Source organism: Neobacillus sp. 114 (assembly GCF_030127045.1).
Taxonomy (GTDB): domain Bacteria; phylum Bacillota; class Bacilli; order Bacillales; family Cytobacillaceae; genus Neobacillus; species Neobacillus rhizophilus.
In genome coordinates this window covers 4,647,263-4,661,143 of sequence record NZ_CP126144.1, presented here as the reverse complement: position 1 = coordinate 4,661,143, position 13,881 = coordinate 4,647,263, and the positions used below count along the sequence as shown (strand labels likewise).

Genomic DNA, 13,881 nt, shown 5'->3' with positions numbered 1-13,881 from the left:
GAATCACACAGGAAATATTATTCAGTGAGTATAAAAGTTCATCAAGAATATCAATAATGATAATAATAGGAGGTGTATGTATGGAAGGTGCGGCATTTTATTTGATTTTTTGGATGTTTTGGGTTTACCTTACGTTTATTTTACCTAAGGATAACCCGTATCGGCTAAGGCTTGCGGCTGCGGTATTAATCTTGATTATTTTTTCAAACCATCATTTTAGTTTCGGCATGGTTGACGTTTATGCAAACGCGGTTGTCATCTTAAGTTATTCATATTTATTTATAAGCAAAGAAAAGCAGCGGGTAATCATATACCTTCTCATTTGTTCTTTAATAATCACAATCGCATACGTAACCTTCCATTTGTTCGAAATATTTGACCCGGTTTGGTTAATATTTAAGAAGGAATGGATGATGGGAATCGGTATCGGCTATTTGGCCATAATCCTGCTAAACACGTTAAAGGGGAGACTGCTGATTATATTTAGTGGAACCATGCAGGGAGAGATATTGTATACGTATATTTTAAATAAATTTCAATTTCCGCATTCGATCGGAGATTTTGCGTATTTAGATGTATGTGCGTTGATTTCCGCAGTAACGGTTGGCTGGAGCCTTTTGGAAAATGCAGGAGCAGTACTGCAAAATCATTTTCATTTTTTGGAAAAAGCAAAACAAAAATCTTCATAACAAGATTTATTCCCCCTATCCATTGCAGGAGGAGATTAACATTTGCTAAGATAGGATAGTTAGACCCTTCTGGGGGTACCCCGAAGGGTTCTTTCATCATTTTTAGTAACTTTACATACTAAAAAAGTTTGATTAACGGATAAGAAAGGATGGCGATTAGAATGGTTAAACCTGTTATTGCCATTGTGGGAAGACCGAATGTCGGAAAATCCACTATTTTTAATAGAATTGTTGGTGAACGAATTTCCATTGTTGAAGATATCCCAGGTGTGACGAGAGACCGAATTTATAGCTCAGGCGAATGGCTGAACCATGATTTTAATATCATCGATACAGGCGGGATTGATATTGGTGATGAGCCGTTTCTGGAGCAAATCCGGCAGCAGGCGGAAGTGGCGATTGATGAAGCTGACGTCATTATCTTTTTAACGAATGGAAGAGAAGGGGTTACGGCTGCCGATGAAGAAGTGGCGAAAATTCTTTATAAAACAAAAAAACCAATTATCCTAGGGGTTAATAAGATCGATAATCCTGAAATGCGGGATATGATTTATGATTTTTACGCACTTGGGTTTGGTGAGCCGATTCCGATTTCGGGGTCTCATGGACTTGGCCTGGGGGATTTATTGGACGCGGCGGCAAACCATTTTCCAAAAGGCGGAGAAGAAGAGTATGGTGAAGATGTTATTAAGTTTTCTTTAATTGGCCGTCCGAATGTCGGAAAATCTTCTATGGTTAATGCCATTTTAGGAGAAGACCGAGTGATTGTCAGTAATATCGCCGGGACAACCCGTGATGCCATCGACTCTCCTTATACGTACGAAGGACAAGAATATGTTATCATCGATACAGCAGGAATTAGAAAAAAAGGAAAAGTATACGAAAGCACCGAAAAATATAGTGTTCTGCGTGCGCTTAGGGCCATTGAACGGTCAGACGTGGTTTTGGTGGTCATTAATGCGGAAGAAGGAATCATTGAACAGGATAAGAAAATCGCCGGCTATGCCCATGAAGCCGGAAGAGCGGTCGTCATTGTCGTTAATAAGTGGGATGCTATTGAAAAAGATGAAAAAACGATGAAAGAGTTTGAGCAGAAGATCAGAGATCATTTTCTGTTTCTTAATTACGCCCCGATCGTTTTCTTATCTGCAAAAACGAAAAAAAGAATCCATACCTTGCTGCCAATGATTAATTTGGCTAGTGAGAACCATGCTATGCGTGTCGAAACAAGCGTCTTAAACGATATTATCATGGATGCGGTTGCCATGAACCCGACGCCAACGGATAAAGGCAGACGATTAAAAATTTATTATGCAACACAGGTTGCCGTGAAGCCACCAACCTTTGTCATTTTTGTCAACGAACCAGAATTACTGCATTTCTCTTATGAACGTTTTCTTGAAAACAGGATAAGGGATGCATTTGGCTTTGAAGGCACCCCTATTAAAATCTTTGCAAGAGAAAGAAAATAGCCTTGAGGCGGTGATCTTAATGGAAGAGAAACAAAAGGCTTCTGCCGTCGTCGGTGCTGGGTCCTGGGGGACAGCCCTGGCGATGGTGCTGGCGGATAATGGACTCGAGGTCCGGTTGTGGAGCCATAATGAGGAACAAGTTAAAGAAATTAATCAGTTTCACACAAACAAAAAATATTTGCCTGGAATAGAACTTCCTGAATTAATCGTTGGCTATGCTTCCTTAAGCGATGCCTTGGCAAATATTAAGCATGTTATTTTAGCGGTTCCCACAAAGGCCATTCGCGAGGTCATTCGGAAAATTCAGGCTGTCGTAACTTCTCCGATTACGATAACGCATGTAAGTAAGGGGATTGAGCCCGATACTTTGATGAGAATTTCGGAAATCATTAAGGAAGAAATGCCTAAAGAGCTGTTAGATGCTGTCGTTGTTCTTTCTGGTCCAAGCCATGCCGAGGAAGTTAGTCTCAGACACCCGACAACGGTTGCGGTTACTTCGGAAAATATGGAGGCAGCTGAAGAAATTCAGGATTTATTTATCAACCACAATTTCCGTGTCTATACGAATTCCGATGTAATTGGGGTTGAGATTGGCGGTGCCTTGAAAAATATTATTGCTTTGGCTGTAGGAATTACCGATGGTTTGGGCTATGGTGATAATGCCAAAGCTGCCCTTATGACAAGAGGATTGGCAGAAATCGCGCGGCTTGGCACAAAAATGGGAGCTAACCCGTTAACTTTCTCCGGCTTGGCTGGAATAGGTGATTTAATTGTCACATGCACCAGTGTTCACTCAAGAAACTGGAGAGCAGGAAATTTATTAGGGAAAGGAAAAACCCTAGAGGAAGTACTTGATAGCATGGGCATGGTCGTGGAAGGTGTCAGAACCACGAAAGCTGCTTACCAGTTGGCCGAAAAATATGAAGTGAAAATGCCTATTACCCGTGTGCTTTATGATGTTTTGTTTAATGGCAAAAATGCAAAAGACGGGGTAGAGGTATTAATGGGCCGCAGCAAAACGCATGAGATGGAAGATTTGGTTAATATTTTAGATGAAAGACATATATAACGAAAAAATGTGTCTTTTCCCTCAAAAAATAGGCATTCTTCTGATACGCTTTAACATGAAAATGCATACAATGCATCGAAGCAACTTGGTAGTATGACGCTGGAGTATGGGTTATTTAGTCTTTGACCTGGCTGAAGTAAAGAACTCGCCCCTCTTTACTTCAGTTTTTTATTTTTATGTTATAATAACATTCGGACAAGGGGGGATTACGTTGTCACCAGGTATGTTAAAAATGTGGATATCCGTTGGCGGAATGGCTTTAATGTTTCTCGCCATTATAACCATTTATTTGAGCAGGTATAAATTAACAGGAGTACTCCGTTTTGTTACAGCTATTTTTGCCTATCTATTTATGATTGCAGCAGGGCTGACACTGCTTATCGTTTTCCTGACATGATGAAAAATATACATATAAAGGTGATTATATGAAGTGGAAGATGCTGGGCTTGTGTGCAGCTTTGGCTTTCCTGTTAACGGGATGTATGTATCCAAAGGAGGAATTGGCAAAGAATCAGATTCCCTACAAGGATCAAATACAAGCAGTTCAAACGGCTGTGGACGATTTTAGAAATGATAATGGTGGCATACTGCCAATCAAAACGAAAGAGGCGGGTACCCCCATTTATCAAAAGTATCCAATTGATTTTAAAAAGATTGCCCCAAAATATATAGCTGAACCACCCGGTAATGCATTTGAAAACGGGGGGATATTCCAATACGTTTTGGTTGATGTGGAAACCAGTCCAACTGTGAAACTTATTGACTTAAGAATGGCTGAAACGATCCGGGATATGAAATTAAGATTAAAGGCAATGGGGTATCCGCCCTATAAAAAACAAATTGCCAAAAATGTGTTTACTTTAGACTATAAAAAATTGGGATATAAGGAGTCTCCGTATGCTGTCAGCCCGTATTCCAATCAAAATTTATCCTTTGTCATCACTGGGAATGCCGAAGTATATATAGATTACAGCCCTGACCTCTATCAGGCAATAAAGAAATCAGAACAGAAGTTGAATCCCGGCGAGGATATCCGGTCTATTCTAGTCAATAACTCTATGTTCGTTCCGGCTTTTTCCCTTCCCTACACCGTAGACTCAAAAACAAATGAACCGGTATTTCTAGAAGAATAAGATTTAAAAGTCATAACCCTTTTCCTGCGAAATATATTGTAGGAGAAGGGTTTTTTTTCAATAAATAAACGCGGTACGGCGAATTCCTAATTCCATCGTATCGATGAACATAAATAGAAACCCTCCATCCATTTTGACCTTACAGGTACTGTAAATACCAGCATTACATGAAATTTTTTTTGAAGGAGGTAGAAAATTTTAGAAAAGTGTCATAACTGGGTAGGACAACATCATAAACATATACTGTCCAAAAATACCTATATGGATGGAACTATCCCACTTTACTCTATGATCAGGAGGGGATCACTTGGAAAAGGTAGATATTTTTAAAGATATTGCCGAAAGAACGGGCGGCGATATTTATTTAGGAGTAGTCGGAGCAGTACGAACAGGAAAATCAACATTCATTAAAAAATTTATGGAGCTTGTTGTCTTACCGAATATAAACAGCGAAGCAGATAGATCGCGAGCACAGGATGAGCTTCCGCAAAGTGCAGCAGGAAAAACAATCATGACAACTGAGCCTAAATTTGTTCCAAATCAGGCCGCAACTGTTCATGTTGATGAAGGCTTGGATGTCAACATAAGACTTGTGGATTGTGTTGGCTATACAGTACCTGGAGCTAAAGGATATGAAGATGAAAATGGCCCTAGAATGATTAATACGCCATGGTATGAAGAGCCTATTCCATTCCATGAGGCCGCTGAAATTGGCACTAGAAAGGTCATTCAGGAGCATTCCACAATAGGTGTGTTAGTTACAACAGATGGAACCATTGGAGAGATTCCAAGAAGTAATTATATCGAGGCTGAGGAAAGGGTTATTGAAGAGCTCAAAGAAGTCGGCAAACCGTTTATTATGGTAGTGAACAGTGCCCAACCATACCATCCAAGTACAGAGACTCTAAGGTCCAACCTGGCTGAAAAATATGACATTCCTGTCATTGCCATGAGTGTTGAGAGCATGCGGGAAAATGACTGCCTAAATGTACTCCGCGAAGCACTTTATGAATTCCCTGTTCTTGAAGTCAATGTCAATCTACCAAGCTGGGTAATGGTTCTAAAGGAAAACCATTGGCTGAGAGAAAGCTATCAGGATGCTGTTAAGGAAACGGTAAAAGATATCAAGAGATTGAGAGATGTCGACCGGGTTGTACAGCATTTCAGTGAGTTTGAGTTTATTGACAAGGCGGGACTCGCTGGAGTAGAAATGGGTTCAGGTGTGGCTGAAATCGATTTATTTGCTCCGGATGAATTATATGATGATATTTTAAAAGAAATAGTCGGGGTAGAAATCAGAGGAAAAGACCATTTGCTGGAGCTTATGCAGGATTTTGCCCATGCAAAAGCGGAATATGATCATATTTCAGACGCCCTCAAAATGGTGAAACAGACGGGATATGGAATTGCTAGTCCAACACTTTCAGATATGAGCCTCGAAGAGCCGGAAATAATCCGTCAGGGTTCCCGTTTCGGTGTTAGATTAAAAGCAGTTGCACCATCCATTCACATGATTAAAGTAGATGTCGAATCAGAATTTGCGCCGATTATTGGAACAGAAAAACAAAGTGAAGAGCTAGTCCGTTACCTAATGCAGGATTTTGAAGATGACCCGCTGTCTATTTGGAATTCTGATATATTTGGCCGCAGTTTGAGTTCCATCGTCCGTGAAGGCATTCAGGCTAAGATTTCATTAATGCCGGAAAATGCTAGATACAAATTAAAAGAAACACTTGAAAGAATTATTAACGAAGGCTCGGGTGGCTTGATTGCCATTATTTTATAAAATTGGACTCCTCTGGAGTCTTTTTTTATGCGTTTCTACCCAATTATGACCAATAAAGTAGAATTTTGTAGAAGAAAAGAAAAGATTCCCATAATTTCTTGAAATCTTCTTGATATGCTGAATTGATTATGATAATCTTTTAACAGAATTACGTTAGTAGTGCATCAGTCCTTTATTTTAAAAGGTTTTTTCAAAGATTTAGAAATTGCTGCAAAAGCGGTAATTTTTATAACTTTTACAATAAAACTGCGCTGTTGAACGTATAGAAATCAGAAAAAGTGTTTAGAAATGTAGATAAGTAATCTTATTTATCTCGATAAACCTTTGGGAGGAGGTGAAAGGCATGAACAAGACAGAACTTATTAATGCAGTAGCAGAAGCTAGCGAACTTTCTAAAAAGGACGCAACTAAGGCGGTTGATGCTGTTTTTGATTCGATTTTAGATGCTTTAAAGAATGGTGATAAGGTTCAACTTATCGGTTTTGGTAACTTTGAGGTACGCGAGCGTGCAGCACGTAAGGGGCGTAACCCTCAAACTGGTGATGAAATCGAAATCGCGGCAAGCAAGGTTCCTGCTTTCAAACCAGGTAAAGCGCTTAAAGACGCAGTAAAATAATTACATAAATTATTGCTTTAAGCGAATGCTTAAGAGCAAAGGCCATGGCAAACACCATGGCCTTTTTCTTTGTGCGCTGTTAAATTGCCTGCTTAGAAAACAATATGCTAATATGTATTTGTCATCTATTAGAGGCAAATAGGAGGAGTTAACATGTCAGAGGTAAATCGTGCCCAAATTGAAGAGGCGGTACGTTTAATATTAGAAGCAGTCGGGGAAGATCCAAATCGGGAAGGACTTCTTGACACCCCTAAGCGTGTGGCAAAAATGTATGAGGAAGTTTTTAGCGGGTTAAAGGAAGATCCTAAAAAGCATTTTGAAACGATATTCAGTGAAGACCATGAAGAACTGGTATTGGTGAAGGATATTCCGTTTTATTCGATGTGTGAGCACCATCTTGTCCCATTTTTCGGGCATGCGCATGTGGCCTATATCCCGCGAAATGGTCGTGTAACGGGCTTAAGCAAGCTGGCAAGGGCCGTCGAAGCTGTTGCCAAAAGACCGCAGCTGCAGGAAAGAATCACTTCCACCATTGCTGATAGCATTATGGAAAAATTAGAGCCGCATGGTGTAATGATTGTGGTAGAAGCAGAACATATGTGTATGACGATGCGTGGAGTGAAAAAACCGGGAGCAAAAACCGTAACAACTGCTGTTCGTGGAACACTTGCCGAGGATGTCAACGCCCGCTCCGAAGTGCTATCCTTAATAAAAAATTAACTTTTTCTAAAACTTTAGAGGTGATGAGATGGAAAACCGGCAGCCACAAAGTAGTGATTATATTGTCATTAAAGCAAATGATGATGGAGTTAGTGTCATTGGTCTGACAAGAGGTACTGATACAAGATTCCACCATTCTGAAAAGCTTGATAAAGGTGAGGTATTAATTGCTCAATTTACAGAGCATACTTCTGCTATTAAAATTAGAGGGAATGCCAAAATTCTTACTCAATACGGGGAAATTGAAAGTGAAATAAAAAAATAGAGGACTTCTTGGTCCTTCTGTTTTTTATAAGAGTATTCTTAGTTGATGAGAAATATAATTATTTTGTGAATTCCTGCTCATGGATGTTTATATGTGTTATAATGGTGACTGCCTTGTTTATTGGCAGAGTTTTTCTTACTTAATTATTTAACATGCATTTTCCTTTTGGATTAGGAAATAAGAATACATAATGATACTACTTCGGGGAACAAGGGTGATTAAAAATGCAGGATATTCGACAAAAGTTAATAAGCATTAAGGAAAAAGTCGAAAACCGTGTTTTTGATCCTTACTTGCTAGAATTTATTGAGAGCCCAATAGTTGACGAGGATAAACTCCTAATTTTAGTTTCCATTATGGACCAGATGGGTTTGTCTTATCACGAAATGGAAAACTATGCACTCTCGACTATGCTGGTGCAAATCGCCCTCGATACCCATGAACATATTACATCAACAAATGAGGAAAAAAACCGGCAGCTAACTGTGTTGGCCGGGGATTATTTTAGCGGATTGTATTATAAGCTCCTGGCCGATTCAGATGACATTTTCATGATAAAAGCACTGTCAGAAGGAATTAAGCAAGTAAATGAACATAAGATTTCAGTATATTTTCCTGAGTCAGAGGATATCGAACAGCTGATGAAAAGCATAATGGTCATTGAAAGCTCGCTGCTTTCGAAGCTTGCCGAATATTTTAATATCGACCTTTGGAATGATGTTCTAGCCAATTACTTGCTATTCAAACGGTTATTAAACGAAAAGGCTTTATTCCTTCAAACAGGCAGCTCCATTTTATTTGCTGCATTGAAAAAAATAATGGTACCACTCCACGACCATAACAAAGACTTGCCGGATATTCAGAACGATCAGCTTTTAAAGGTATGTGACCGGTATCTTGAACTTTCAAAGCAAATAATTAAAAAAGGGATTCCAAAGCTTCCATATCTAAATCATTTGCTTGAAGGCAGGATTTCCAATTTATTAAATCAATATCAGCCATATGCCAAAACATTTGTGGAAGAAGGGTGAAACATGCAGCAATCGAAAGAACAACGTGTTCATCAAGTGTTCGAAAAAATTTCTGATAGCTACGACAAAATGAACTCTGTTATCAGCTTTCAGCAGCATATTAGATGGCGTAAGGACACGATGAAAAGAATGAATGTACAGCCTGGCTCCAAAGCCCTGGATGTCTGCTGCGGGACAGCTGATTGGACAATTGCTTTGGCAGAGGCTGTCGGTCCATCCGGAAAAGTGATTGGCTTAGATTTTAGTCAAAATATGCTGAAGGTGGGAAAGGAAAAAGTTCGCGAGCTTGGGTTGAATCAAGTTGAACTCATCCATGGCAATGCAATGGAACTGCCTTTTCCTGATAATAGCTTTGATTACGTCACCATTGGCTTTGGTTTAAGGAATGTGCCGGATTACCTGCAGGTACTAAAAGAAATGCAACGGGTTGTAAAACCGGGCGGAATCGGGGTTTGCCTTGAAACATCCCAGCCAACCCTTATTGGTTACAGACAGCTGTTTTTCTTTTACTTCCGCTTTATAATGCCTTTATTCGGAAAGATGTTTGCGAAAAGCTACCAGGAATACTCTTGGCTTCAAGAGTCTGCACGCGATTTTCCAGGGATGAGAGAGCTGGCTAGAATGTTTGAGCAGGCTGGCTTTCGAAATGTAAAATATAAGCCATACAGCGGCGGTGCGGCTGCTGTTCATATCGGACATAAGAAATAACATGAAACAAAGACAGGATGAAAAGCCAGGTGGATACAAATGAAATTAAAAATGATGTATTCATTTTTGAATTCGGATATTAGTTTAATCGAGAAAAAACTGGAGGAGACGATCAAATCAGAGTCTATCCTCCTGCAGCAGGCTTCATTGCATACATTACAAGCCGGAGGAAAAAGAATTCGTCCTGTTTTTGTTTTGCTTGCAGGAAAATTCGGCAGCTATGATATAAACGTCATGAAGAATGTTGCGGTCGCATTGGAACTAATTCATATGGCCTCGCTTGTTCATGACGACGTCATCGATGATGCTGACTTAAGAAGGGGACAGCCTACTGTCAAAGCAAAATGGGATAACAAGACAGCGATGTATACGGGTGACTTCGTGTTTGCCCTTGCGCTCGAATTGATGACTAATATCAAGCATCCGTTAGCCCATAAAATTTTGGCCAATGCCATAGTCGAAGTAAGCGTAGGGGAAATCCAGCAAATTAAGGATAAATATCGGTTTAATCAGAACCTTCGAGACTATCTGCGCAGAATTAAAAGAAAAACAGCTTTGTTAATTGCTGTCAGCTGCCAACTTGGGGCGGTTGCGGCAGATGTTGAAGAAGCCATTCATAAAAAGCTTTATCGGTTTGGGTATTATGTAGGAATGTCCTATCAGATAATTGACGATATTTTGGACTTTACGGGAACGGAAAAAGAATTAGGCAAGCCTGCTGGCGGCGACCTTCTGCAAGGAAATATTACGGCTCCTGCCCTGTTTGCAATGGAAAATGAGGCAGCCCGAAAAGAAATAGAAAAAGTCCATGCAAAAAGCTCAAAAGCCGACATAGAAAGAATTATTTCCTTGGTCAAGCAAACCGGTGCAATTGACAAATCGCTTGCTTTAAGTGACCTTTATTTAGAAAAGGCCCTGTCGATTCTAGAAGAACTGCCTGCCAACAAAGCAGGTAAAGCGCTTCGGGATATTGCCAAGAACATTGGCAGAAGAAAATTCTAGTTTGATTACAGTCTTGCCATTTATACCAAACAATGTTAATATTTTCGTGGATTGTTTTCGTTAGCAATCATATACATAATTATTTAGGAGTGGAATAGATGGAAAGAACTTTTTTAATGGTTAAACCAGATGGTGTACAACGCAATTTAATTGGTGAAATTGTTGCCCGTTTTGAGAAAAAGGGCTTCCAATTAGTTGGAGCAAAATTAATGAACATCTCTACAGAACTTGCATCTGAGCATTATGGCGAGCATAAAGAGCGCCCATTCTTCGGGGAATTAGTTGATTTCATTACCTCCGGACCAGTATTTGCAATGGTATGGCAAGGTGAAAACGTGATTGCGACTGCCCGCCAAATGATGGGTTCTACCAATCCAAAGGATGCTGCACCTGGAACAATCCGCGGTGACTTTGGCTTAACGGTTGGCAAAAATGTTATTCACGGCTCTGATTCACCTGCAAGTGCACAACGTGAAATCGGCATTTTCTTTAATGAGGCTGAATTAGCAGAATACACAAAAATAGTAAACGAATGGATCTATTAATCCAAATAATGAAAGCACTTGTATGACAAATACAAGTGCTTTTTTGTATACGCATTCATAAAGAAAATTTCTTTTTTCTGAATTGTCCTACTATGTTTATTCGGCTGTATATGTTATATTGATACATAATTCTTTAATGAGTTGAAGGGGGAAAGAATATGGGAATGAGGTACTTAACTGCGGGAGAATCCCATGGTCCGCAGTTAACGACAATATTAGAAGGTTTTCCAGCAGGTATGCCTTTAGAGGCAGATGATATAAATAATGATCTTTCAAGAAGGCAAAAGGGCTACGGCCGCGGCAGAAGAATGCAAATTGAAAAGGATACGGCAGAAATTATGTCAGGTGTCCGCCATGGATTGACACTCGGCTCACCGATTGCTTTAGTCGTTAAAAATAACGATTGGAAGCATTGGACAAAAATCATGGGGGCTGAACCACTTGAAGAAGGCCAGGAGGACGAAGTAAAAAGAAAAGTTAGCCGGCCAAGGCCAGGCCATGCCGACTTAAATGGTGCGATAAAATATGGACATCGTGACATGAGAAATGTCCTTGAACGTTCGTCCGCACGTGAAACAACGGTTCGGGTAGCAGCGGGGGCAGCTGCCAAAAAGCTGTTGTCGTTAGTTGGTGTGGACCTTGTATCACATGTTGTTGAAATTGCTGGGATTAAGGCGAATGTTGACAGTTCAATTACACTGAAGGAATTAAAAGAGCGGACAGAAAATTCACCAGTGCGGACCGGAGACCCAAATGTGGAGCAGGAAATGATGAATGCTATTGATGAGGCCAAGAAAAATGGTGATTCCATTGGTGGCGTAGTGGAGGTCATTGCGACCGGGATGCCAGCTGGCGTGGGCAGCTATGTTCATTATGATCGTAAATTAGATGCAAAATTGGCGGCGGCGATTGTCAGCATTAACGCATTCAAAGGTGTGGAAATCGGCATTGGTTTTGAAGCAGCCTCTAAACCAGGCAGTCAAGTCCATGATGAAATAGCTTGGAATAAAAAGCAAGGATACCACCGTTTAACAAACCGGCTAGGCGGTTTTGAAGGCGGAATGACAACAGGTATGCCAATTGTTGTCCGCGGTGTAATGAAGCCGATTCCGACCCTTTATAAACCATTAATGAGCGTTGATATTGAAACAAAAGAACCGTTTTCAGCCAGCGTTGAACGTTCCGACAGCTGTGCCGTTCCAGCGGCTGCTGTAGTGGCGGAAAGTGTCGTAGCTTGGGAGCTTGCAAATGCGTTAGTGGAGCAATTTTACAGCGACCGTTTCGACACCTTTGCTGCAGAAATCGATAAGCAGCGTGACTATGCGAGGGAATTTTAATGGACACAATTCAAATCCATACAAAGTCAAAAAACTATCCTGTCTTTGTTGGAGAAGGTACCCTTCAAGACATAGGCCCGTTTTTAACGCATCACTTTCCTAAATTGACGAAACTATTCATTATCACGGATGAAACAGTTGCCGGGCTTCATCTAGAGAAGCTTCTGGCCGTCTTAGAACCATTCAAAACGACTGTTTTTACTGCTCCGAAGGGTGAGAAGGCTAAAACCTTTGAGGTCTATTATAATGCCTTATCAACCGCACTTGAGTACCGTCTCGACCGGAAATCCATTGTATTAGCCTTGGGCGGGGGGGCTGTTGGTGACCTGTCTGGATTTGTTGCGGCTTCTTTTATGAGAGGAATTCCATTTATTCAGATACCAACCACAATCCTGGCACACGACAGTGCCGTAGGCGGTAAGGTAGCCATTAATCACCCGCTTGGCAAAAATATGATCGGCGCTTTTTATCAGCCAGAGGCTGTTTTTTATGACTTGGAATTGCTTAAGACTCTCCCAATCCAGGAGATTCGCTCGGGATTCGCGGAAGTGATTAAGCATGCCCTTATCAATGATGATTATTTTTATCAATGGCTTTCCTCCAATATAGATGACTTAAATTCCCTAACATTGGAGGAATTATCGAAGTCATTAACAAAAGGGATTCGGATTAAAAATGAATATGTCAGTCTGGATGAAAGGGAAACAGGCGTCCGAGCCTTTTTGAATTTTGGGCACACATTGGGCCATGCCATTGAAGCGGAAATGGGCTATGGGAATTTCACTCACGGTGAATCGGTCATGATTGGGATGGTGTTTGCCTTAAAGCTCAGTATCGAGTATAGAGGGCTCTCTTTTCCATTGCAGGAATTCATCCAATGGGTTGAAAGGCTGGGTTATCAAACCAAGATACCTGATCATTTATCTCTTGAGAAATTAGTAACCAAAATGAAACAGGACAAAAAGTCCGTTGGGGAAACGATTCATTTTGTATTCCTCGAAGAAATAGGGAAACCGGTACTTCAAGAAGTAAATGATGCTGATATTCTTGAAAGACTCAGGAAGTTTTTAAAGTGAAGGGGGAGTTTAGCCATGATTAGAGGGGTGAGAGGAGCGACAACGGTTGACGCTAACACGGAAGAAGCGATTGTATCTGCAACCGAGGAGCTTTTGGCAAAATTGATTGAGGTCAATCATATCGAGCCGGACTCCGTCGCATCCGTTTTTATTTCTACAACTGAGGATGTCAATGCCGTTTTTCCTGCAAAGGCATTGCGTAATTTCGCTGGCTGGACATATGTTCCGGTCGTATGCATGAGAGAGATTCCTGTTCCAGGTTCTTTAAAAATGTGCGTAAGAATCATGATGCACGTCAACACCTCTATATCCCAAGAAGACATCATTCATGTCTATTTAAAGGATGCAGTGGCACTTAGACCAGACTTAGGCAGCAGCTTGTCATTATAGGGCTCTGTCCATTTTAGAAAAATATAGAAAGGATGTATATGA

At 40.6% G+C, this 13,881-nt stretch carries 16 protein-coding genes; all 16 read left to right on the top strand.

All coding sequences use genetic code 11. The features are described from left to right. The first annotated feature begins 80 nt into the window (after positions 1–80). Complete coding sequence (locus QNN06_RS22750) at positions 81–689, top strand: YphA family membrane protein (protein ID WP_213120351.1); 609 nt, start codon at positions 81–83, stop codon at positions 687–689. A 161-nt stretch (positions 690–850) separates the two neighbouring features. Beyond that, positions 851–2,161, top strand: a complete 1,311-nt coding sequence (gene der / locus QNN06_RS22745; RefSeq protein WP_213120352.1) for a ribosome biogenesis GTPase Der — start codon at positions 851–853, stop codon at positions 2,159–2,161. A 19-nt stretch (positions 2,162–2,180) separates the two neighbouring features. Next, positions 2,181–3,230, top strand: coding sequence for an NAD(P)H-dependent glycerol-3-phosphate dehydrogenase (locus QNN06_RS22740; RefSeq protein ID WP_213120353.1), 1,050 nt, complete (start codon positions 2,181–2,183; stop codon positions 3,228–3,230). 211 nt (positions 3,231–3,441) lie between these two features. Beyond that, positions 3,442–3,627, top strand: a complete 186-nt coding sequence (locus tag QNN06_RS22735; RefSeq protein WP_217033542.1) for a DUF2768 domain-containing protein — start codon at positions 3,442–3,444, stop codon at positions 3,625–3,627. 28 nt (positions 3,628–3,655) lie between these two features. Next, positions 3,656–4,363, top strand: a complete 708-nt coding sequence (locus QNN06_RS22730) for a hypothetical protein (protein ID WP_213120355.1) — start codon at positions 3,656–3,658, stop codon at positions 4,361–4,363. Positions 4,364–4,670: 307 nt separating this feature from the next. Continuing rightward, on the top strand, positions 4,671–6,149 hold the full coding sequence (gene spoIVA, locus QNN06_RS22725) for a stage IV sporulation protein A (protein ID WP_213120356.1): 1,479 nt from the start codon (positions 4,671–4,673) through the stop codon (positions 6,147–6,149). Between the two features lie 343 nt (positions 6,150–6,492). Beyond that, positions 6,493–6,765, top strand: a complete 273-nt coding sequence (locus QNN06_RS22720; RefSeq protein ID WP_213120357.1) for an HU family DNA-binding protein — start codon at positions 6,493–6,495, stop codon at positions 6,763–6,765. A 153-nt stretch (positions 6,766–6,918) separates the two neighbouring features. Further along, positions 6,919–7,485, top strand: a complete 567-nt coding sequence (gene folE, locus QNN06_RS22715) for a GTP cyclohydrolase I FolE (RefSeq protein WP_213120358.1) — start codon at positions 6,919–6,921, stop codon at positions 7,483–7,485. 28 nt (positions 7,486–7,513) lie between these two features. Beyond that, on the top strand, positions 7,514–7,750 hold the full coding sequence (gene mtrB / locus QNN06_RS22710) for a trp RNA-binding attenuation protein MtrB (RefSeq protein ID WP_213120359.1): 237 nt from the start codon (positions 7,514–7,516) through the stop codon (positions 7,748–7,750). Between the two features lie 224 nt (positions 7,751–7,974). After that, a complete protein-coding gene (locus QNN06_RS22705; protein WP_217033540.1) occupies positions 7,975–8,781 on the top strand; it encodes a heptaprenyl diphosphate synthase component 1 in 807 nt (268 codons plus the stop codon). Between the two features lie 3 nt (positions 8,782–8,784). Continuing rightward, positions 8,785–9,489 carry a demethylmenaquinone methyltransferase gene (locus QNN06_RS22700; RefSeq protein ID WP_213120361.1) on the top strand — a complete coding sequence of 235 codons (705 nt, stop codon included), beginning with the start codon at positions 8,785–8,787 and terminating at the stop codon, positions 9,487–9,489. A 39-nt stretch (positions 9,490–9,528) separates the two neighbouring features. Beyond that, positions 9,529–10,491: a heptaprenyl diphosphate synthase component II gene (gene hepT / locus QNN06_RS22695; RefSeq protein ID WP_213120362.1), complete on the top strand. Its 963-nt coding sequence runs from the start codon at positions 9,529–9,531 to the stop codon at positions 10,489–10,491. Positions 10,492–10,589: 98 nt separating this feature from the next. Further along, positions 10,590–11,036, top strand: coding sequence for a nucleoside-diphosphate kinase (gene ndk, locus QNN06_RS22690; protein WP_213120363.1), 447 nt, complete (start codon positions 10,590–10,592; stop codon positions 11,034–11,036). A 164-nt stretch (positions 11,037–11,200) separates the two neighbouring features. Next, positions 11,201–12,373 carry a chorismate synthase gene (gene aroC, locus QNN06_RS22685; RefSeq protein WP_284037969.1) on the top strand — a complete coding sequence of 391 codons (1,173 nt, stop codon included), beginning with the start codon at positions 11,201–11,203 and terminating at the stop codon, positions 12,371–12,373. Then, on the top strand, positions 12,373–13,449 hold the full coding sequence (gene aroB / locus QNN06_RS22680; protein ID WP_284035993.1) for a 3-dehydroquinate synthase: 1,077 nt from the start codon (positions 12,373–12,375) through the stop codon (positions 13,447–13,449). Before aroC ends, aroB begins: the two co-directional genes overlap by 1 nt. A 15-nt stretch (positions 13,450–13,464) precedes the next feature. After that, positions 13,465–13,839: a chorismate mutase gene (gene aroH, locus QNN06_RS22675; RefSeq protein WP_213120365.1), complete on the top strand. Its 375-nt coding sequence runs from the start codon at positions 13,465–13,467 to the stop codon at positions 13,837–13,839. The last annotated feature ends 42 nt before the right edge of the window (positions 13,840–13,881 follow it).

Coding starts and splice junctions, on each gene's coding strand:
- QNN06_RS22730 (WP_213120355.1), top strand. CDS start 3,656: ATGAAGTGGAAGATGCTGGGCTTGTGTGCAGCTTTGGCTTTCCTGTTA.
- ndk (WP_213120363.1), top strand. CDS start 10,590: ATGGAAAGAACTTTTTTAATGGTTAAACCAGATGGTGTACAACGCAAT.
- aroH (WP_213120365.1), top strand. CDS start 13,465: ATGATTAGAGGGGTGAGAGGAGCGACAACGGTTGACGCTAACACGGAA.
- QNN06_RS22700 (WP_213120361.1), top strand. CDS start 8,785: ATGCAGCAATCGAAAGAACAACGTGTTCATCAAGTGTTCGAAAAAATT.
- mtrB (WP_213120359.1), top strand. CDS start 7,514: ATGGAAAACCGGCAGCCACAAAGTAGTGATTATATTGTCATTAAAGCA.
- folE (WP_213120358.1), top strand. CDS start 6,919: ATGTCAGAGGTAAATCGTGCCCAAATTGAAGAGGCGGTACGTTTAATA.
- aroB (WP_284035993.1), top strand. CDS start 12,373: ATGGACACAATTCAAATCCATACAAAGTCAAAAAACTATCCTGTCTTT.
- hepT (WP_213120362.1), top strand. CDS start 9,529: ATGAAATTAAAAATGATGTATTCATTTTTGAATTCGGATATTAGTTTA.
- QNN06_RS22740 (WP_213120353.1), top strand. CDS start 2,181: ATGGAAGAGAAACAAAAGGCTTCTGCCGTCGTCGGTGCTGGGTCCTGG.
- aroC (WP_284037969.1), top strand. CDS start 11,201: ATGAGGTACTTAACTGCGGGAGAATCCCATGGTCCGCAGTTAACGACA.
- QNN06_RS22720 (WP_213120357.1), top strand. CDS start 6,493: ATGAACAAGACAGAACTTATTAATGCAGTAGCAGAAGCTAGCGAACTT.
- QNN06_RS22705 (WP_217033540.1), top strand. CDS start 7,975: ATGCAGGATATTCGACAAAAGTTAATAAGCATTAAGGAAAAAGTCGAA.
- der (WP_213120352.1), top strand. CDS start 851: ATGGTTAAACCTGTTATTGCCATTGTGGGAAGACCGAATGTCGGAAAA.
- QNN06_RS22750 (WP_213120351.1), top strand. CDS start 81: ATGGAAGGTGCGGCATTTTATTTGATTTTTTGGATGTTTTGGGTTTAC.